The sequence below is a fragment of the Azospirillum sp. NS33 genome, assembly GCF_059703765.1.
Genome location: NZ_BAAKJB010000001.1, coordinates 1 through 19,882 on the forward strand (window position 1 = coordinate 1; position 19,882 = coordinate 19,882).

General features: G+C 73.2%; 16 protein-coding genes and 1 tRNA gene. 7 read left to right on the top strand and 10 right to left on the bottom strand.

Annotation, left to right across the window (positions count from 1 at the left end; translation table 11 throughout):
- Positions 1-1,101, top strand: a 1,101-nt coding sequence (locus tag AC6H2I_RS00005; protein ID WP_497498414.1) for a methyl-accepting chemotaxis protein, incomplete at its 5' end; no start/stop codon positions are given.
- Positions 1,102-1,229: 128 nt separating this feature from the next.
- Positions 1,230-1,305, top strand: a tRNA-Ala gene (locus tag AC6H2I_RS00010).
- Positions 1,306-1,447: 142 nt separating this feature from the next.
- Here the strand turns inward: AC6H2I_RS00010 and AC6H2I_RS00015 are convergent.
- From AC6H2I_RS00015 to AC6H2I_RS00025, 3 genes are all read right to left on the bottom strand, one after another.
- A complete protein-coding gene (locus AC6H2I_RS00015) occupies positions 1,448-2,269 on the bottom strand; it encodes a phasin family protein (protein WP_497498415.1) in 822 nt (273 codons plus the stop codon).
- A gap of 201 nt (positions 2,270-2,470) precedes the next feature.
- Positions 2,471-3,502 (bottom strand): methylmalonyl Co-A mutase-associated GTPase MeaB, encoded by a 1,032-nt coding sequence (gene meaB, locus AC6H2I_RS00020; RefSeq protein ID WP_497498416.1) that lies wholly within the window; start codon positions 3,500-3,502, stop codon positions 2,471-2,473.
- Between the two features lie 10 nt (positions 3,503-3,512).
- Complete coding sequence (locus tag AC6H2I_RS00025) at positions 3,513-4,085, bottom strand: biliverdin-producing heme oxygenase (RefSeq protein WP_497498418.1); 573 nt, start codon at positions 4,083-4,085, stop codon at positions 3,513-3,515.
- A gap of 154 nt (positions 4,086-4,239) precedes the next feature.
- Between AC6H2I_RS00025 and AC6H2I_RS00030 the strand changes: the two genes are divergently transcribed.
- Entirely contained in the window at positions 4,240-5,454 is a 1,215-nt protein-coding gene (locus AC6H2I_RS00030; protein WP_497498419.1) for an MFS transporter, read from the top strand.
- Positions 5,455-5,458: 4 nt separating this feature from the next.
- Here AC6H2I_RS00030 and AC6H2I_RS00035 read toward each other — a convergent pair whose 3' ends face one another.
- Positions 5,459-7,351 (bottom strand): ABCB family ABC transporter ATP-binding protein/permease, encoded by a 1,893-nt coding sequence (locus AC6H2I_RS00035; protein WP_497498420.1) that lies wholly within the window; start codon positions 7,349-7,351, stop codon positions 5,459-5,461.
- Between the two features lie 119 nt (positions 7,352-7,470).
- Here AC6H2I_RS00035 and AC6H2I_RS00040 point away from each other — a divergent pair, with 119 nt between their 5' ends.
- Together AC6H2I_RS00040 and AC6H2I_RS00045 are read left to right on the top strand one after the other, a co-directional pair.
- Positions 7,471-7,635 (top strand): hypothetical protein, encoded by a 165-nt coding sequence (locus AC6H2I_RS00040; protein WP_497498422.1) that lies wholly within the window; start codon positions 7,471-7,473, stop codon positions 7,633-7,635.
- Between the two features lie 420 nt (positions 7,636-8,055).
- The gene (locus AC6H2I_RS00045; protein ID WP_497498423.1) at positions 8,056-9,450 is read left to right on the top strand and encodes a Do family serine endopeptidase; all 1,395 of its coding nucleotides are present in this window, start codon (positions 8,056-8,058) and stop codon (positions 9,448-9,450) included.
- Positions 9,451-9,564: 114 nt separating this feature from the next.
- Here the strand turns inward: AC6H2I_RS00045 and AC6H2I_RS00050 are convergent, their stop codons facing one another.
- The 4 genes from AC6H2I_RS00050 to AC6H2I_RS00065 form a co-directional block, all read right to left on the bottom strand.
- Positions 9,565-10,500 carry an NHL repeat-containing protein gene (locus AC6H2I_RS00050; protein ID WP_497498425.1) on the bottom strand — a complete coding sequence of 312 codons (936 nt, stop codon included), beginning with the start codon at positions 10,498-10,500 and terminating at the stop codon, positions 9,565-9,567.
- 314 nt (positions 10,501-10,814) lie between these two features.
- On the bottom strand, positions 10,815-13,445 hold the full coding sequence (gene clpB / locus AC6H2I_RS00055; protein ID WP_497498426.1) for an ATP-dependent chaperone ClpB: 2,631 nt from the start codon (positions 13,443-13,445) through the stop codon (positions 10,815-10,817).
- A gap of 169 nt (positions 13,446-13,614) precedes the next feature.
- Positions 13,615-15,660: a tetratricopeptide repeat protein gene (locus AC6H2I_RS00060; RefSeq protein ID WP_497498427.1), complete on the bottom strand. Its 2,046-nt coding sequence runs from the start codon at positions 15,658-15,660 to the stop codon at positions 13,615-13,617.
- Positions 15,647-16,609 (bottom strand): hypothetical protein, encoded by a 963-nt coding sequence (locus AC6H2I_RS00065; protein WP_497498428.1) that lies wholly within the window; start codon positions 16,607-16,609, stop codon positions 15,647-15,649. The genes AC6H2I_RS00060 and AC6H2I_RS00065 overlap by 14 nt, the downstream gene beginning before the upstream one ends.
- Positions 16,610-16,814: 205 nt before the next feature.
- Here AC6H2I_RS00065 and AC6H2I_RS00070 point away from each other — a divergent pair, with 205 nt between their 5' ends.
- Together AC6H2I_RS00070 and AC6H2I_RS00075 are read left to right on the top strand one after the other, a co-directional pair.
- The gene (locus AC6H2I_RS00070) at positions 16,815-17,342 is read left to right on the top strand and encodes an NUDIX domain-containing protein (RefSeq protein WP_497498430.1); all 528 of its coding nucleotides are present in this window, start codon (positions 16,815-16,817) and stop codon (positions 17,340-17,342) included.
- A gap of 66 nt (positions 17,343-17,408) precedes the next feature.
- The gene (locus AC6H2I_RS00075; RefSeq protein WP_497498431.1) at positions 17,409-18,167 is read left to right on the top strand and encodes an MOSC domain-containing protein; all 759 of its coding nucleotides are present in this window, start codon (positions 17,409-17,411) and stop codon (positions 18,165-18,167) included.
- A 111-nt stretch (positions 18,168-18,278) separates the two neighbouring features.
- Here the strand turns inward: AC6H2I_RS00075 and AC6H2I_RS00080 are convergent, their stop codons facing one another.
- Together AC6H2I_RS00080 and prmC are read right to left on the bottom strand one after the other, a co-directional pair.
- Entirely contained in the window at positions 18,279-18,728 is a 450-nt protein-coding gene (locus AC6H2I_RS00080) for a DUF4167 domain-containing protein (protein WP_497498433.1), read from the bottom strand.
- Positions 18,729-18,981: 253 nt separating this feature from the next.
- Positions 18,982-19,845 carry a peptide chain release factor N(5)-glutamine methyltransferase gene (gene prmC, locus AC6H2I_RS00085; protein WP_497498434.1) on the bottom strand — a complete coding sequence of 288 codons (864 nt, stop codon included), beginning with the start codon at positions 19,843-19,845 and terminating at the stop codon, positions 18,982-18,984.
- Between the last annotated feature and the right edge of the window lie 37 nt (positions 19,846-19,882).

A 19,882-nucleotide genomic window follows, 5' to 3' on the forward strand; every position in this document is an offset into this window, starting at 1 on the left:
GCCACCGGCCCGGCGGCGGCCGCGGTCCAGCTCGCCGGGCTGGCGCTGCTCGCCCTGTGGTACCGGCGCCGCCGGGCCCGCCCCCTGGCGGCGGCCACCGCGGCCCTCGACGCGCTGGCCCGCGGGGAGACGCCGACCGACCCGCGGGAGGGCCGGCTCGGATGGTCGGTGGACCGGCTGGGCGCGGTCACGACCGACCTCGCCACGGCGCTGGCGGCGGCGGTCGACGACCACCGCCGCCAGGTGGTGGAGCGGCGGCAGGCCATGCTGCGCCTCAGCGACGCCTTCTCGCAGCGCATCGCCGAGGCCATCGCCGCGGTCGAGGCCGACGTCGAGACCCTGTTCGAGCAGGTCCGGGCGATCCGCACCATCGCCGCCGCCATCGACGGCGAGGCCGGCACCATCGACACCGCCAGCGGCAGCGCCACCGCCAACCTCGCGTCGATCTCCGCCGCCGTCCAGCAGACCTCGGTCACCGCCGAGGAGATCCGCCAGCAGGTCCACCGCTCGCTGACCATCCAGCAGGCGGCGTCGCGTTCGGTCGACGCCGCGTCGGGCACCACCGCCGACCTGGAGCGCGCCACCTCCCAGATCGACACGGTGGTCGGGCTGATCGAGAAGGTCGCCACCGAGATCCAGGTGCTGTCCCTCAACGCCACCATCGAGGCGGCGCGGGCCGGCGAGGCCGGGCGCGGCTTCTCCGTGGTGGCCGGCGAGGTGAAGTCGCTGTCCCAGAAGACCATGCAGATGACCGGCGACATCCGCGCGGCGGTGGCCGCGGTCCAGGCGGGCTCGTCCCGCACCGCCGCGGTGGTGGCGGAGTTCCGCAAGGTGGTGGACGACGCCAACACCATCGCCGGGGTGATCGAGACGGCGACCGCCCAGCAGGCCGACGCCACCGGCGACATCGCCCGCGCGACCGCCGGGGCGAACGACGAGGTGAGCGGCGTGGTCGCCGGCATCCGCACCTTCCGATCCGGCGTGGAGCGGGCCCAGACCGCCGCCGGACGGCTGGAGGATCTCGCCGCCGGCCTGTCGACCCGCGCCCGTCATCTGCATGCGGAAACCGACGGTTTCGTCGCCGGCGTGCGGGCGAGCTGACCCTCTCCGCCGGCGCCGGGAGCGCCGCAGCCGGCCGCGCCAGCCGGCGATTTTTCCGCTTGCACCGTGCCGCGAAAGTTCATAAATATGCGCTCCCGCGCGGCACCCCAGGCCGCCGGACGGGTTTCGGGGCCATAGCTCAGCTGGGAGAGCGCTACAATGGCATTGTAGAGGTCAGGAGTTCGATCCTCCTTGGCTCCACCAAAGATTGAAGGGCCCGGCGGGTGACCGCCGGGCCCTTGTCGCATGAGCGGCCCGGCGGGTGACCGCCGGGCCGTTTTGTCGCACGCATGGATCGCGCCGCGCCGCGGGCTGGCGGCCGCAAGGCCGCGCCCGCCCGGGTCGCTCAGCCCGCCTTGGCGGTGTCGGCACCGCCGGCCTTGGTCTCCGCGGCCTCGGCCTTCGCTTCGGAAGCCTTGGCCGCCGGCTTCGAGGCCTGCGCCCTGGCGGCCGCAGCCTTCGGGGCCGGCTTCGGGGCCGGCTTCGCAGCGGCCTTCGGAGCGGCCACCTTGGCCGGCGGCGCCGCCTCGGCGGGCGTTTCCGGCGCCGGCGCAACCGCCGGCTTGGGCGCGTCGGCCACGCTCTGGGCGGGCGTCGCGGGCGAGGACGGCGAAGCCGCCTTCGCCGCGGCCTTGGCAACCGGCTTGCGCGGCGCCGGGGCGGGACCCGGCGCGGCGGCGGCCGGAACCGCGGGGGCGGGCGCAGCAGGGGCGGACACGGCGGAGTCGGGCGTGGCGGGCGTGGCGGGCGTGGGTGGAGTCGGCGTGGCCCGGCCGGTCGCCTTCATCTCCTCGGCCGTCACCTCCGGCGCCTTCAGCACCGTCTTCGGCGCCGCGGCCGGCGGCGGCGCGACGGTGCCGGCCACCAGCTTCGACGACAGGTCGACGAAGGCGCGCACGTCGTGGGCGACGCGGCTGGCGGTGCTGTCCAGCCAGTCCCGCTGGATCGCCACCAGATCGGCCTGGCTGCGCGCCCGGGCCAGGTCCTCGGCGGTGCGGGCGGCCTGGCCGAGGCTGGCGGCGACCCCGTCCACCCACAGGCGGTAGCCGTCCTGCATCACCCCGGCGACCCGGGCGGACCGCGCCGCCACGGCTTCGGCGTTGCTCCTGGCCAGCGTCTGCACCGTGGTGCCGACCGACGCGTAGACATCCAACAAGGTGGCGCTCATCCCCAGTCTCCTGACAGCAGCGGTTCGTTCGGGCGACAGGGCGGCGGGTCGTTGCCCCCAGGCGCGTTCCGGTGCGCTGGCGCGTGCGTGGACACGCGCCAGCGGCGGGAGCGCGCGTGCACCCCGTCACCCGCCGCAGCCTACCCATCGCGGTGCTGCACTGCAACACGACTTTTCGGCGCGCGACCGCCCCGTCGTCCGTCAGTCCGGCGGATCGGCGGGGCGGCCGAGGAAGCGCTCCAGCAGGGCGCGCGACGCCGCGGCGGGGACCACGTCGCCGGCGGTGACCCGGGCCTCGAGGGTCGGCAGGTCGGCGCGCACGCCGGGATGCCGGCGGAACGCGTCGACCAGGCTCTCGCGGATCTCGCTCCACAGCCAGGCGCGGGCCTGCTCGGCGCGGCGCGCGGCGCGGCGCCCCGATCCCTCCATGGCGTCGCGGTGCCGGCCGATGGCCTCCCACACCGCGTCGATCCCGGCCTTGGAGAGGGACGAGCAGCTCAGCACCGGCACCGCCCAGGCGGCGTCGTGGCGCAGCAGGGTCAGGGCGTGGCGGTAGTCGGCCACGGTGTGGCGCGCGGTCGCGGCGAGGTCGCCGTCGGCCTTGTTCACCACCACCAGGTCGGCCAGTTCCATGATCCCCTTCTTGATCCCCTGCAGGTCGTCGCCGCCGGCCGGCAGCAACAGCAGCAGGAACAGGTCGACCATGTCGGCCACCGCCGTCTCCGACTGGCCCACCCCGACCGTTTCGACGACGATGACGTCGAAGCCGGCGGCCTCGCAGATCAGCATGGCCTCGCGGGTGCGCCGCGCCACCCCGCCCAGCGTGCCGCCGGCCGGCGAGGGGCGGATGAAGGCATCGGCCTCGCGCGACAGCTCGACCATCCGGGTCTTGTCGCCGAGGATCGAGCCGCCGGTGCGCTGCGACGACGGGTCGATGGCCAGGACCGCCATCTTGTGCCCCTGGCCGATCACGTGCAGGCCGAAGGATTCGATGAAGGTCGACTTGCCGACGCCGGGGACGCCGGAGATGCCGATTCGCACCGACCGCCCGGTGTGCGGCAGGAGCGCCTCCAGCAGGGCGTCGGCCGCGGCGCGGTGGTCCGGCCGTGTCGATTCGATCAGGGTGATGGCGCGGGCCAGCGCGCGCCGCTCGCCGCACCGCACCGCGGCGGCCAGCGCCGCGGTGTCGCCGGCCCGCCCGGGGAATGATCCGGGGAATGAAGGCGTCGTCATGGCCGCCAGCCTAGCCGGCCGGCTCGAACCCGTCCAGCCACCGCTCCAGGGTGGCGAACAGGCAAACCGCCGCAGCGCAGGCGGCCTCGCGGGCGGGCGGCGGCGCCAGTTCGGCCTCCAGGCGCGCCAGCAGGGCGGGCCAGCCCGCCCCCGGTCCGGCACCCAGGAACCGGGCACCGTGGGCCGCGTCGAAGCCCAGCGCCGCCGCCACCGTCGGGCCCATCGCCGCCCCGCCATGGGCCGAACCGTCGAGCACGTAGCGGGCGGCCAGCGCCGCCGGCCGCGGCGCCAGGTCGGGCAGGCCGCCCGCCTCGCCCAGATCCGCCGCCGCCACGCCGAGGTCGGCCAGGTCGGCGCGCAGCAGCGCCACCCGCCCGCCCGCCCCGCCACCACTCCCGCCGCCGCCGGACGCGTCGAGCGCCCGTTCCACCGGGGCGTGGAAGCCGTGCAGGGCGACCAGGGCGCGGCGGTACCGGGGCAGGTCCAAGCCCGCCTCGGTCAGGGGCAGGAGCACGGGGTGGCCGTGCAGGCGGTGGTGAACGGTGTGCGTGGCGTCGCGCAAGGCGCGGCGGGCGGGTCCCATGGGCGCGTCCGGTCGAAAGGGCATCCGCCCGTTATGGGGGCGCGCCGCGGCGCTGCCAAGTGTCAGGAGACCGCCGGCGGCACCGGCGGCGGCCATTGCAATGCGCGTGCGCACGCCGCACGATCGCCGCCGCACACAGTCCCGGGAGTTGTCCATGGAGCGGCACGGCCGCACAGGCGTTCAGCGGCACGGCCGCACAGGCATTCAGCGGCACGGCCGCACGGGCGCCCTGGCCGCGGTCAACGCGGCCTCGTTCCTGGCGCAGACGGCCCAGGTCGGCGCCCTGCCGACCCTGATCGCCCTGGTGCTGGCCGGACGCGGCTACGATCCCTTCGCCATCGGCGCCCTGGCGACCGCGCCGTGGCTGGCGGTGCTGGCGCTGGGGGCGCGGGTGCCGCGCCTGCTGGTGGGGATCGGCGTGCGCGCGGCAATGGTCGCCAGCGCCGTGGTGTCGGCGGCGGCGACCCTGCTGCTGGCCTTCGCCGGCGACCTCGTGACGCTGTTCTGCCTGAACGCGGTGGTGGGCGCGTCGCTGATCCTGCGCTGGGTCGCCTGCGACCTCTGGGTGGTGGCCCTGGCGCCGCCGGCGGCCCGGGGGCGCCTGATCGGCGTGCACGAGGCGCTGCTGTGCCTGGGCATCGCCGCCGGCCCGCTGCTGCTGTCGGTGACCGGCGTCGAGGGCGTGCTGCCCTTCGCCGCGTGCGCCGTGGTGCAGCTCGCCGCCCTGCCCTGCCTGCTGCCGCTGGCCGCCTGGGACCGCCGGCCGCCCGCCGCCACCGGCCACGGCCTGGCGCCGCTGGCCCGCCTGGCGGCGCGCCTGCCCGTGGCGATGCTCGGCGCCTTCGCCGGCGGCTTCGTGGAGACCTCGGCCGGGGCGCTGATGGCGGTCTACGTCACCGGCGTCGGCCTGCCGACCGTGGTGGCAACCCTGCTGCTGGGCGCCCATGGCGCCGGGGCGACGCTGCTGCAGGTGCCGCTGGGCTGGTTCGCCGACCGCTTCGGCGCCCGCGCCGGCCAGGCCCTGTGCGCCGCCGCCCTGGTCGCCGGCGCCGCGGCCATCCCGCCCGCCCTGGCCTGGCCCTGGCTGGCGGCGTTGCCGGTTTTCCTGTGGGGTGGCGCGGTCGGCGGCCTCTACACCCTGGCGGTGACCCAGGCCGGCACCCGCACCGCCGAGGCCGAGATGGCCGGGGCGCTGGCGACGATGGCCATGGGGTACACCCTCGGCAGCCTGATCGGCCCGGCGGTCAGCGGCGCGGTCATGGAGCACGCCTCGCCGCACGGGCTGATGCTGACGGCCGGGGCGATCGGCGCGGGGCTGCTCGTCCTGGCCGTGGCGTGGCGGCCGGCGGCGCGGGCCCCGGCGGGCTGACGCCTCAGACCGCGGCGGTGTGACGCCGCGCCGGCGCCGCCGCGCCGTCACCGCCCCCGGCACCGCCCCCGGCACCGTGAACGTCGCCATCGCCGTCGTCGTCCCGCGTCGTGTGCTGGCGCGCCCACAGGGCGGCGTAGGCGCCGCCGCCGGCCAGCAGGTCGGCGTGGCGGCCACGCTCGACGATGCGGCCCTGCTCCAGCACCAGGATCTCGTCGGCGTCGACCACGGTGGACAGGCGGTGGGCGATCACCAGGGTGGTCCGGCCGCGGCTGACCTCGCGCAGGTTGGCCTGGATCTCGCGCTCGGTGTGGGTGTCCAGCGCGCTGGTCGCCTCGTCGAACAGCAGGATCGCCGGGTCCTTCAGGATGGTCCGGGCGATGGCCACGCGCTGCTTCTCGCCCCCCGACAGCTTCAGCCCGCGCTCCCCCACCATGGTCTCGTAGCCGTCGGGCAGGCTTGAGACGAAGTCGTGGATGTGGGCCAGGCGCGCCGCCCGCTCCACCTCCTCGCGGGTGGCCCCGGGCCGGCCGTAGGCGATGTTGTAGTAGACCGTGTCGTTGAACAGCACGGTGTCCTGGGGAACGATGCCGATGGCCGCGCGCAGCGAGCCCTGGGTGACCGCCCGGATGTCCTGCCCGTCGATGCGGATGGCCCCCGCCGAGACGTCGTAGAAGCGGAACAGCAGCCGGCTGATGGTCGACTTGCCCGCGCCGGAGGGGCCGACCAGCGCCACCGTGCACCCCGCCGGCACGGTGAAATCGACGCCCTTCAGGATCGGCCGCCGCGGATCGTAGCCGAACGACACACCCTCGAAGCGGACCGCGCCGCCGCTCGCGTCGAGGGGTGGGGCGCCGGGCGTGTCGGCCACCTCCCGTTCGACGTGGAGAAGCTGGAACATCGCCTCCATGTCGGTCAGCGCCTGCTTGATCTCGCGGTAGACCATGCCGAAGAAGTTGAGCGGCTGGTAGAGCTGCAGCAGGTAGGTGTTCACCAGGACGAAGTCGCCGATGGTCAGCGTCCCGGCGACGATGCCGCGCGCCGCCATCGCCATCACCCCCACCAGGCCCGCCGAGATGATCAGGGACTGGCCGGTGTTGAGCAGCGCCAGGCTCTGCTCGCTGCGCACCGCGGCGTCCTCGTAGCGTTTCAGCGCCTTGTCGTAGCGCCGTGCCTCGTGGTCTTCGTTGCCGAAGTACTTGACGGTCTCGAAGTTCAGCAGGCTGTCGATGGCCTTGGTGTTGGCCTGCCCGTCGCGCTCGTTCATCTCGCGGCGGAACTTCGTGCGCCACTCCGACACGGCGAAGGTGTAGCCGAGATAGGCCGCGACGGTGGCCAGCGTCGCCACCGCGTACCAGATGCCCAGCATGCGGGCCAGGATCACCGCCACCAGCACGATCTCCACCAGGGTCGGGACGATGCTGAAGAGGGCGTAGGACAGAATGGTCTTGATGGCGTTGGTGCCGCGCTCCAGCGCCCGGGTCAGCCCGCCGGTCTGGCGCTCCAGGTGGAAGCGCAGAGACAGCGCGTGGAGGTGGCGGAACACCGACAGCCCGGCCTTGCGCACGGCGCTCTGCTCGACGCGCACGAACACCGCGTCGCGGATCTCGCCGAACGCCAGGGAGATCACCCGCGCCAGCCCGTAGGCGAGGATCACCGCCAGCGGCACCGCCGCCACGGTTTGCGGGACCGACAGGGCGTCCACCGCCTCCTTGAACCAGATGGGAATGGTGACCGTCGCCGCCTTGGCCCCCACCAGGAACAGCATCGCCACCACCACCCGCCACCGCAGCCCCGGTTCGTCGCGCGGCCACAGATAGGGCAGCAGGGTGCGCAACGCGCCGGTTTCGCCGAGGCGGGCGCGGGACTCGGCGGGCGGCTGGGGAGGGGCGGTCATGGGCACGGGCGGAGGTCGATTCACGAAACGATAAGGGTTGCCGTTGCTAAGCTGGGGTCCGCGCGGCGTTTGCAAACCCCGTCGCACCGAATGGCAGGCCCGCAACCGGAGTTCGTCGCATGCTGCGCACCCTCGTCCTCACCGCCGCCCTCCTCGCCGCCCCCCTCGCCATGGCCGGCTGCGGTGTGGTTGGCGGCGTCGCCAGCGTCGCCGGCACCGCGGTCGACGTCGCCGGCACGGCCGTCACCACCACCACCGAGATCGTCACCTCCCCCCTGCGCTGACCGGCGCCGGCGGCGGCCGGCGGACCACCACCGCCCGCTCCCCCTACTCACCCGGGGTGATCGGAACCGCCGGCGCGGGCGCATGTTGAGCAGGCGGTGCCGAGGGCCGGCCGCCCGCCCGCAGCGTCGCGCCGACGGCACGCCATCGACCCGAACCCCCGGGCGGGAGCGGCGGCGCGCGGACCCCGCGTGGCGGTCGCGCCCGTGCCCCCGCCCGGCGCCACGAGGGGGAGCCCCATGCGATCCAGATCTTCCGTCGCCCTGACCACGGCCGCCGTCCTGGCGTTCGCGGTCCAAGGGCACGCCCAGACCGCAACGCCACAGCCATCGGCCCCGCAGGCGCCCGCCCCGCAGGCGCAAATCCAGCAGGCGCCGGCCCCGCAACACCCTGGGCCCGGGACCCGGCGCGCCGACCGGTCGATGCCGGGCAGCTTCCATGGCCTGGCCGAGGAGAAGCTGCCGGCCGTCGTCAACATCGCCACGACCCAGAAAGCCCCGCCGGAGGGCGCCGGCCCCGACGGGCCGGAGCTGATGCCGCGCCTGCCGCCGGGGCTGCCCCCGGGGATGGAGGAGTTCTTCGGCCGACCGCGCAACGCCCCGCCGCCCGGCCCGGCGCGCGCCCTGGGGTCCGGCTTCGTCGTCGACGCCCAGGGCTACGTGGTGACCAACAACCACGTGGTGGCCAACGCCGACGAGATCACCGTGATCCTGCAGGACAAGACCGAGCTGCCGGCGGAACTGGTGGGGCGCGACGCCCGCACCGATCTGGCCCTGCTGAAGGTGACCCCGGCGCAACCGTTGGTCGCCGTCACCTGGGGCGACAGCGACGATGCCCTGGTGGGCGACTGGGTGGTCGCCATCGGCAACCCCTTCGGGCTGGGCGGATCGGTGACCGCGGGCATCATCTCGGCCCGCGCCCGCGACATCCACTCCGGCCCCTACGACGACTTCATCCAGACCGACGCCTCGATCAACCGCGGCAATTCCGGCGGGCCGCTGTTCAACACCGGGGGCGAGGTGATCGGCGTCAACACCGCCATCTTCTCGCCCACCGGCGGCAACGTCGGCATCGGTTTCGCCATCCCGTCCAACATCGCCCGGGACGTCATCGTCGCGCTGCGCGAGACCGGCACGGTGCGCCGGGGCTGGCTGGGCGTGCAGATCCAGCCGGTGACGCCGGAGGTCGCCGAGGCCATCGGCATGGACGAGCCGCACGGCGCCCTGGTCGCCATGGTCAGCCCCGGCAGCCCGGCGGCCAACGCCGGTGTCGAGGTGGGCGACGTCATCGTCGGGTTCGCCGGCGACCCGATCGACGACCCCCGCGACCTCAGCCGTTCCGTCGCCCGGACCGACGTGGGCGAGACGACGGAGCTGAGCGTGCTGCGCGACGGCGAGCGTTCCACCCTGTCGGCCGAGATCGCCCTGCTCCAGGACGAGCCCCAGGTGGCCGCCGCCGCGTCGGCGCAGCCGCCGCAGGCCACCGGCCCGCTGGGGCTGGGGCTTACCGGCCTGACGCCGGAGGCCCGCGCCCGCTTCGAGATCGCCGAGGACACCGAGGGCGTCCTGGTCGCCAACGTCGCCCAGGACAGCGTGGCCGCCCGCCAGGGCCTGCGGACCGGCGACGTCATCACCCGCGTCGGCCGCCAAGCGGTGAGCGCGCCGCAGCAGGTGGTGCAGGCGGTCGAGCGGGCGCGGGAGCGGAACCGCCGGTCTGTGCTGTTCCTGCGCCAGCGCGGCGACATGCGCAGCTACGTCGCGGTGCCGCTGACCACCGGCGATCAGGTCGGCGAAGTCCCGGGGGAGCCGCAGGACTGACGGCCGGGGGCTGGCGGGCCAGCCCCCTTTTCCCGAGGCGGGGCCGGCGGGCCGCCCCCCTTTCCCGATGGCGGGGCCGGCCCTCTCCCCGTTCCCGGCAGCGGGATGGCGGGGTCAGGGCACCGGCCGGAACACCTGGACGCGGTTGTTGGCGGTGTCGCCGACGTAGACCCATCCGGTGTCGTCGTCCACCCACACGCCGTGCAGGTTGCCGAATTCGCCCGTCCCGGAGCCGCTGCGGCCCCACATCGCGAGGGGCCGGCCCTGCGGGTCGAACACCTGGACGCGGTCGTTGCCGATCTCCGCCACGTAGACGTTCCCCGCACCGTCGATGCCGACGCCGGACGGCGCCTTGAGCTGGCCGGGGCCGGAGCCGGTTTCGCCCCACATCCGCACCAGCCGGCCCTCGGCGTCGAACACCTGGATGCGGTCGTTGCGAAGGTCGGAGACGTAGAGCAGCCCATCGGGACCGAACTTCGCGGCCTCCGGCACGTTGAGCCGGCCCGGTGCGTCGCCCGGCCCGCCGAAGGCGAACAGGAAGCGGCCCCGGAGATCGAAGACCGAGATGCGGTGGTTGCCCGCTTCCGGCACGTACAGCCGGCCGTCGCGGATGTCCATGAATTCGGCCATGATGGTCTGGCCCGGTGCGCTGCCATAGTCGCTGAAGGTGGCCAGCCAGCCGAACCCCGCATCGTATTTCTTGATGAAGCCGGTGTTGTAGTCGGCGACGTAGATGTTCCCGTCGGGATCGACGGCGATGCCCTCCGGCTTGTCCAGGTTGGCCTCGCCGTCGCCCTTGCCGCCGAAGCGCCCGAGGAACGCTCCCGACGCCTTGTCGAAGACCTGGACATAGGCGTGGGCCGCGTCGGTCACGAGGAGGCGCCCGTCGCGGGTTTCCGCGAAATCCTCGACGTACTTGAACTGGCCCTCGCCGGTCCCCTCCGAACCGAACGTCATCACGTGCTCGAAGCGCAGCCCGCCGGCCCACGCCGGCCCGGCGACGAGCGCGCAACACACCGCCGCCATGCGCAGCAGAACGCCGGATGTCATCATCGTGTCTCCCGAAACGGGCCCCCCGGCGTGTCCGCCATCGCCAGGCCGGCGCAGAAGCCGGTGCAGATACCATCCCTCGCCGCCGTCGGGAACCCCGCCTCATGCTTCCGTAGGAGGCACCCCATACCTGTGCGGGCATTCCGTGGCGCCCCGGCCGACCGCGACCGCCAACGGTGCATGATCACCGTCGCACGGACGGAGACCGCCGGTCCAGGGCCGGTCCAGGGCCGGTCCAAGGCCGGTCCCCAGGGCCGGTCCCCAGGGCCGGACCGGGGCCGGCCCGCCTCTCACCGGCCCGCCGGCCGCCGCGGTCAGTGCACGGAAACGCCGCCGGCCGGGCCCGGCTTGTGCATGTGGGCGGCGACGGGCAGGCCGTTCAGGGTCAGCGCCCCGCCCTCCGCCGACACGGTGACGGTCTGGCCGTCGGCCACCTTGCCCTCCAGGATCATGGTGGCCATCGGGTTCTGCAGCTCGCGCTGGATCACCCGCTTCAGCGGCCGCGCACCGTAGACCGGGTCGTACCCGGCCTCGGCCAGCCACCGCGTGGCCGCGGCGTCGATGTCGAGCGCGATGTCGCGGTCGCCCAGCATGGCCTTGAGGCGGCCCAGCTGGATGTCGACGATGCCGCCCATGTGGGCGCGCGTCAGCCTGTGGAACAGCAGGATCTCGTCCAGGCGGTTGAGGAACTCCGGCCGGAAGTTGGCGCGCACCACATCCATCACCTGCTCGCGCACCACGTCCACGTCCTGCCCCTCGGGCAGCGAGGCGATGACCTCCGCCCCCATGTTGGAGGTCATGATGATGAGCGTGTTGCGGAAATCCACCGTCCGCCCCTGCCCGTCGGTGAGGCGGCCGTCGTCGAGCACCTGCAGCAGGACGTTGAAGACGTCGGGATGGGCCTTCTCGATCTCGTCGAACAGCACGACCTGATAGGGCCGGCGGCGCACCGCCTCGGTCAGCGCCCCGCCCTCGTCGTACCCGACGTAGCCCGGCGGCGCCCCGATCATGCGGGCCACCGAGTGCTTTTCCATGTACTCCGACATGTCGAGGCGGACCATCGCGGTCTCGTCGTCGAACAGGAATCCGGCCAGCGCCTTGGTCAGCTCCGTCTTGCCGACGCCGGTGGGGCCGAGGAAGAGGAACGAGCCGATCGGCCGGTTGGGGTCCTGGAGGCCGGCGCGGGCCCGGCGCACCGCGTTGGCGACGGCGACGATCGCCTCCTCCTGGCCGACCACGCGCGTGCGCAGCCGGGCCTCCATGGCCAGCAGCTTCTCGCGCTCGCCCGCCAGCATCTTGTCGACGGGGATGCCGGTCCAGCGGCTGACCACGGCGGCGATGTCGCTGTCGCGCACCTCCTCGTTCAGCATGCGCCCGGCCGAGGCCTGCTCGGCCTCCTGCAGCCGGCGCTCCATGTCGGGAATGACGCCGTAGGTGAGTTCGCCGGCGCGCGCCCAGTTGCCCTGGCGCTGGGCGTTGTCCAGCTCGACCCGGGCGTGATCGAGGTCCTCCTTGATTTTCTGGGCGCTGTTGAGCTTGTCCTTCTCCGCCTGCCAGCGCGCGGTCAGGGTCGCCGACTCCTGCTCCAGCTCCGCCAGTTCACCCTCCAGGTCGCCGAGGCGGTCCTTGGAGGCGGTGTCGGTCTCCCGCTTCAGGGCCTCGCGCTCGATCTTGAGCTGGATGACGCGGCGGTCCAGCTCGTCGATCTCCTCCGGCTTGGAATCCACCGCCATGCGCAGGCGCGAGGCCGCCTCGTCGACCAGGTCGATGGCCTTGTCCGGCAGGAAGCGGTCGGTGATGTAGCGGTTGGAGAGCGTCGCCGCGGCGACGATGGCGCCGTCGGCGATGCGCACGCCGTGGTGCACCTCGTAGCGCTCCTTGAGGCCGCGCAGGATGGAGATGGTGTCCTCCACCGTCGGCTCGGGCACCACCACCGGCTGGAAGCGCCGGGCCAGTGCGGCGTCCTTCTCCACGTGCTTGCGGTACTCGTCGAGGGTGGTGGCGCCGACGCAGTGCAGCTCGCCGCGGGCGAGCGCCGGCTTCAGCATGTTGGAGGCGTCCATCGCGCCCTCCGCCTTGCCGGCGCCGACCAGGGTGTGCATCTCGTCGATGAAGACGATGATCTCGCCGGACGCGGCCTGGATCTCCTGGAGCACGGCCTTCAGGCGCTCCTCGAACTCGCCGCGGAACTTCGCCCCGGCGACCATCGCGCCGAGGTCGAGCGCCAGCAGCCGCCGGTTCTTCAACCCCTCGGGCACGTCCCCCTTGACGATGCGCTGGGCCAGCCCCTCGACGATGGCGGTCTTGCCGACGCCGGGCTCGCCGATCAGCACCGGGTTGTTCTTGGTGCGCCGTGCCAGAACCTGGATGGTGCGGCGGATCTCCTCGTCGCGGCCGATCACCGGGTCGAGCTTGCCCTCGCGGGCCGCGGCGGTGAGGTCGCGGGCGTACTTCTTCAGCGCGTCGTAGCCCTGCTCGGCGGACGGGCTGTCGGCGGTGCGCCCCTTGCGCACCTCCTCGATGGCGGTGTTCAGCGCCTGGGCGGAGACCTCGGCCTGTCGCAGCGCGCGCCCCGCCGGGGTGCCCTCGGCCAGCGCCAGGGCGAGCAGCAGCCGCTCGGCGGTGACGTAGCTGTCGCCGGCCTTCTCCGCGACCTTCTCGGCCTGCTCGAAGACCCGCGCCAGCTCCGGTGCCAGGTAGACCTGGCCGGCGCCGGCCCCTTCCACCTTGGGCAGCTTGTCCAGCTCCGCCTCGACGGCGGCCAGCGCGCGTGCGGCGTCGCCGCCGGCGGCGCCGATCAGGTTGGCGGCCAGCCCTTCCTTGTCGTCGAGCAGCGTCTTCAGCAGGTGTTCGGGCGTCAGGCGCTGGTGGCCACGGCGGACCGCCAGGGTTTGCGCTGCCTGGACGAAGCCGCGGCTGCGCTCGGTGTATTTCTCGAAATCCATCACGACCTCTCCCACGTGCGACCCGGCGCCCGCGAGGCAGCGCGCCCGGTCTGTGACCCACGATGTGCGATCCAGGAGGATGCTGACCGTAGATGTGGGAGCGTCCCCATGGGTTGCAAGACCACCGGCGTTTCGGGGTTTTGCATGGGAGGCCGGCCGGAAAAGCGAATCAGCCGTGCAGGACGGGGGCCTGCTCGTTCACCGCCATGCGCCTCGCCGCGGCGAGCGTGGCCTCCAGCTCCGGGTCCTTCGCGGCGGCCAGCGCCGTCACGTCGCTGGGCGTCGGCACCTCGCCCAGCCGCGTACGGACACGGCCGTGCACGTAGGCCAGCACCGCATCCCCGGCCGGCGCCTCCCCGGCCAGCCAGTCGGCGACGCGGCCGGCGTCGTTGGCGTCGCCCAGCCCGGCGGCGAGCCCGGCCAGCCGCGTCAACGGGTCGCGGTCCCGGAAGTCCGCCAGGATGGCATCGCGGGCCGCGGCGTCGCGGCGGCTGCGGGCGAAGGCGAGGCGCAGGCCGTAATTGTGCGGGAACGCCGGTTCGAGCCCGGCCCAGCGCCCGGCCCCGTCCGCCAGCCGCTCCATGGCGACGAGGATCGCCCCGGCGTGGTTCGGCCGCCGGCCCAGCACGGCGTCGAGGTCAGCCGTCGCCTCGGCGCGCAGCCGCGCCCGCGCCTCCTCCGGCAGGACGTCCAGCGCCGGCCCCAGCCGGAAGTCGGCCCGCAGCACCCGCCCATCGGCGTCGAGCGCGCGGGCGTCGGCGTCATCGACCGCCGGCCGGCGCGGCGTTGCGGCGGTGCCGTGCTCGGGAAACGGCTCCTCGCCGCGGTGCCTGCGCTCCAAGGCGGCGGACAGGGAGCGGGCGCTCACTGGGTCGAGCCGCCGCAACTCGGCGATCACCGGCCCGGCATCGCCACCGCGGCGGATGAGCAGGACAGCGAAGGCGGTGCGGCTGACGACGTTGTCCGGGAAGCGATGCACCGTCTCACGGTACAGGGCCTCCGCCTCGTCCTCCCGGTCGGTTCGCGCCAGAAGCTCCGCCAGGGCGGTGCGGCTGACGACGTCGTCCGGGAAGCGACGGAGGGTCTCCCAGAACACGATCTCTGCAAGGTCTTCCTGCCCACCGGCGGCAAGCGACCGCGCCCAGAGGGTCCAGCCGTAGGGGTTTCCGGGCTCCCACTGCACGGCGATGCGGGACAGGTCGTGCGCCAGATCCGGGTCCTCGGTGAGAACAAGGTCACCGATGTTGCACGCTGTCCGGACGACGTAATGGCTGTCGCCGGCCGATTCAGCGTAGCGGAGGTGGCCGGAAATCAAGGAATCAATGTCGGGCCGAACCGCCGCTACGGTCTCATGCCGCAATCGCGCGCTTACAGCTTCGAGACGATCGCGTGCCGGGGGATGCACAAGGACAACAGGCTTGCGTCCGGCCGGCTTGCCGCCTTGCACGTTCGCTGCCCACCACGTCGCACATGGATAGGCGCCATATCTCCTGATGTAAGGCTCCAGCCGCTCCCGCCATTTCGGCGGCGTGCGTGGGTAGAGCGCCTTCAGGGACTCCCATTGCATGAGGAACTCGTCCTCGTCGTCGGGGCCGAGGTGGCGTGCCCAGCGGGCGAAACCCGACAGCACGGCGTCCGCCGGCTCGCGCTCCGCTGCGGGGAGCCCGATGAGACCGAGCAGGGCGATGTCGAAATAATGCTCCGGTTCGGTACGGCCGGCCGTCTCGCAGAACGCATACCAGTCGCTGAGATAGGAGAGGTCCGACTGCGTGACGGCGAGAACGCGCCACAGTTCGGCCCGGGGGTCATGGGCCGGGTCGACCACCAGATCGGTGACCCAGGGCAGCAGTTCGTTGATCGCGCCGTGCAGATAGGCCGCGGTTTCCTTCAGGGCCAGCTGCGGCAGCAGGGAGAGCACCTCGACCAGTTCACCGGCGTAGCGTGCCGGCCCATAGCGCAAGCGGACGTCCGGCGGGTCGCCGGGGCGGGCAGCGACCCATGCCCTGACCGTCCGGTCGAGCAAGCGACGCAGCGGGTCTTCGGCCGACAGATTGCCGAACAGACTGGCGAGCACATCCGCTGGCCGGCCGCGGCCATAGGGGAACGGCAGGGCGATGCCACGGATCAGGTCGTCGAAACGGCGCTCCGGCGCCGCTTCGAAGGCGTCGAGCCAGGGGTGATCGGGCCGTGGGCGCCGGGGATCAATCGCGGACATGGTCAGGCATCGGTTCGCCGAAGTCGCTCCGGTATTCCCTCAGACACGCAAGATGGGCGTTGCGCAGGCGTTTCAAGGAGGGCTCCGGCATCGGCGTCGCGATGGACGCCATTTTTGCCATATGCTCCACCTTATAGTCTATACGCCGGTGCAGGATCTCCGCAACCAGACGCTCGCACGCCGCATCTTCCCGCAGGTCGAGCGTCCGCCCGCAGGGCAGTTCCGCCGGGGCGGGAAAGAAAAAGGGGTTGAGCGGCCCGTCCAGCACCGTCGGGACGGCAAACGCACGGTCCCGCTCGCCATGGGGCGTGGCGTCCAGCACCTCACCCACGGTGTAGACCATGGCGACCACCGTGTACTCCTTGGCAAGCCGCGGCACGTGGAAGTGGCCGAGCCCGAGCCGGTCGCGCAGGCGCAGGAACCAGTTGCCGTCGGCCAGATCGGCTTCCACCTCGTTATGGAAGGCGGCGAAGCTCGGCCGCTGGTCGCGCCGGCGGTTCCATTCACGGACGAACGCCTCCAGCCGCCGGCGCTGGGCACGGCGCACCGGATCGTGTTCACCGCGTCCATTGTTCGTCGCCAGCGTGAACGCCTGGACGATCGCGGTCTTGGAGAACCGCCCGAAAGGATCGAACATCCAATCGATGCTCTCCAGCCGCACGATCCGTTGCGGCGCCAGTCTGGCGATCAGCGCGCCTGCGTTCTCCGGAGCGAACGTGGCGGGTACGCCACCCGTCGGCGCATTGACACGATTGGCGACGTAGTCCGCGTGCTTGACCGACACCGTGCACCGCGGACGGCCCGGCGGCGGGACGAAGTCGTGGTCGTCGTAAGACACCCACCGGTTGTCGGCGACCCGTTCCTCGAAGCGGAAGTTGTCACAGACGGCCCGCGCCACGGACGTCCGGGCCCAGTGATGACCATTGCCGATGCGGCGGCGATTGAGCATGTGCACATGAATGCCAGTTGCGGCAGGGGGCTGCGACTGTAACAACCTTCCTCGCGACCAGCCAATTGGAAATGCCCGCACAGCGCGCGTCCCTACCACTTTGGGACACCGCACGCCCGCGCCGCCCTTCAACCGGATGCATCGTTTCCAGCACGCCGAAAGGGCAGTTACAGTCGGAAGGCCCGACCACGATTTCGCACGGACGATGACCGACGCCACCCTGCCCAACGCCCGCGACGCCACCATGCCGCACCCCCTGCACCCGCTGCGCCTCGCCTGGCTGGCGCGCAACGCGTGGCATCGCGTCGCGCGCCCCCTCACCATGGGGGTGCGGGCCATCGTCCTGCGGCCCGCCACGCGGCCCGGCGCCGCGCCCGACGTGCTGATGATCCGCCACAGCTACGTCGGCGGCTGGCACCTGCCGGGCGGCGGCGTGGCCAAGGGCGAGACGCTGGCCGAGGCCATGCGCCGCGAGGTGCGGGAAGAGGTCGGCCTGACGGTCGAGAGCGGCGCCCAGCCGCTGGGCGTGTACGCCCGCTTCCGCCACGGCGCCAGCGACCACGTCGCCGTGTTCGTGGCCGAGCGCTGGTCGGGCACGCCCACGCCCGACGGCGTGGAGATCGCCGAGGCCGCCTTCTTCCCCGTGGACGCGCCGCCGCCCGGCACCTCGCCTGCGACCCGGCGCCGCCTCGCCGAGTTCCGCGACGGCACCCCCCCGGCGGAGCGCTGGTAGCACAAGAAGTGGAATGATTCGGCCGGGACGGTTGACAGATCCTATCCGCGGGGATGACATAGCCCGATGTCGTGCACCCTCGCCAAGATCGTGCGCTACCCCGTCAAGGGGCTGAGCGCCCAGGAGCTTCCCGCGGTCGAACTGGAGCCGGGCAAGGCGCTGCCCGGCGACCGGCGCTACGCCCTGCTGCACGGGCCGGCGGCGCTGGACATGGACCAGGAGGGATGGCGGCCCAAGACCGACTTCCTGACGCTGATGCGGCACGAGAAGCTGGCGACCCTGGACACCACGTTCGACGAGGAGACGCAGACGCTGGTCGTGCTGCGCGGCGGCCGGCCGGTCGCCCGCGGCCGCCTCGACCAGCCCACCGGGCGCATGCTGCTGGAGCAGTTCTTCGCCGCCTACATGGCCGGCGCGGCACCGGGCGCCCCGAAGATCGTCGAGGCGACGGGATTCGCCTTCACCGACACGGACCCGCCGACGGTGTCCCTGCTGAACCTCGCCAGCGCCCGCGACCTGGAGCGGGTGACCAAGCAGCCGGTGCACCCCGGCCGGTTCCGCGCCAACCTCTGGCTCGACGGCCTGGACCCATGGGAAATGCGCCATTGGATCGGCCGTGGTCTGGCCATCGGCGCCGCCCGGCTCGAGATCCGCAGCACCATACCGCGCTGCACGGCGACCGAAGTGAACCCCGACACCGGCGCCCGCGACATGGGCGTGCTGCAGGCGCTGCAGCGCGGCTACGGCCACGTCCAGTGCGGCCTCTACGCCGCTGTGGTCGATGGCGGCCGGGTCGCCTCGGGCGATCCGGTCACCCTTCTCTGACGGTGGTCCCGCGGTTCTGAATCAAACACCGACGCCGACGCCGGGCGCCCGGTGACCAGATCCTGATCATCGGGCGCCCGGCGTCGCACACCCGGCGTCACGCACCCCTCGTCACGCGCTCATGGCCGCGCGATCGTCGGCGCCTTCCGTCATGTCATCGCCGTCCTGGTCGTCGTCCGGCCCACCGCCGCCCGGGCGGTCGTGGCCGTTGCCGGGCGCGCGGTTCTCGCGCTGGCGGTTCTCCGATTCCTGGATCTGGTTGATGATGCGGAAGTAGTGTTCCGCATGCTGCTGGTAGTTCTCCGCCATGATGCGGTCGCCGGACGACGCCGCGTCCCGGGCCAGCGCCTGGTACTTCTCGTGGACCTGCCACGCGTTGCCGCGGATTCGCACGTCCGGGCCGTTGCTGTCGAATGTCTGGTGACGCAGCGGAACGTTCTGCCGGCGGCCGCTGCCGCCGGCTCCGCCGCCGCCACCACCGCCACCACCACCGCCACCACTGCCGCCACCACCACTGCCGCCACGGCCGCGCGAACGCCTGTTGTTCGGTCCTTGTCTCATCCGGCTCTTGAGGCCCCATGTTCGAGAATCGCAATCCCCACAACGCCCCGGCGGCTCTGTTGGCCACCGGGCCCGCCGTGGGGACACCACGGATCGGTTCGCGGGGAGTCAAAAATCGACGTCGGTGCCGTGTGCAGGCAGGCCGGGCTCACTCGTGCCCCGGGCGCCCGATCAGTTTCGGCTCCCACAGGATCGTCGATGGTTGGAACCCTAGCGGCTCAACGCCGGCAATCCAACTGTTTTCTTGCGTGCTTTACCGGAATCCGGGGTCGTTTCGCCCCCGGACGCACCGCTCGATGCCGCCGAGGTCGCGGAAGACGCCGGTGGCCGCCAGCCCGTGGCGCACCAGCAGCGCCGCCACGTCGGCGGCCTGCCCGGCGCCGACCTCCAGGGCTGCGGTGCCCCCGGGGGCGAGAAGACCCGGCAGCTGGGCGGCGATGATCCGGTAGGCGTCGAGCCCGTCGGCCCCGCCGTCCAGGGCCCGCAGCGGGTCGAACGAGCGCACGTCGGGCTGCAGCGACAGGATGTCGCGGCTGGGGATGTAGGGGGGGTTGGACACCACGAGGTCGAAGCGCTCGCCCAGCCCGGCGCCCCAGTCGCCGACGCGGAAGGCGGCGCGGGGCGCCAGGCCGTTGGCGGCGGCGTTGGCGGCGGCGGCGGCCACGGCACCCGCGCTGATGTCGACGCCGAGGCCGCTCGCGTTGGGCAGCTCGTCCAGCAGGGCCAGCAGGATGCAACCGCTGCCGGTGCCGAGGTCGAGGACGCGCAGCGGGGCGGAGCGGTCCGGCACCGCGCCCAGCGCCGCCTCCACCACCGTCTCGGTGTCGGGACGCGGGTCGAGGGTGTCGGCGGTGAGCGCCAGGTCGAGGGTCCAGAAGCCGCGGCTGCCGAGGATGCGCGACACCGGCTCGCGCGCCGCGCGGCGGGCGAGCAGCGCGTCGAGGCGGACGGCGGCGTCCGCCGGCACCGCGTCCTCGCCGCGGGCGAGCAGCTGGTCGCGGGTGAGACCCAGCGCGTGCTCCACCAGCAGCCGCGCGTCCAGCTCCGGCGTGTCGACCCCGGCGGCGCGCAGCCGCGCCGCGGCGGCCCGGCGGAGGGCATGGACGGTCGTGGTCATGGCGCGCCGCGGTGGTTCGGAAACGGCCGCATCCCCG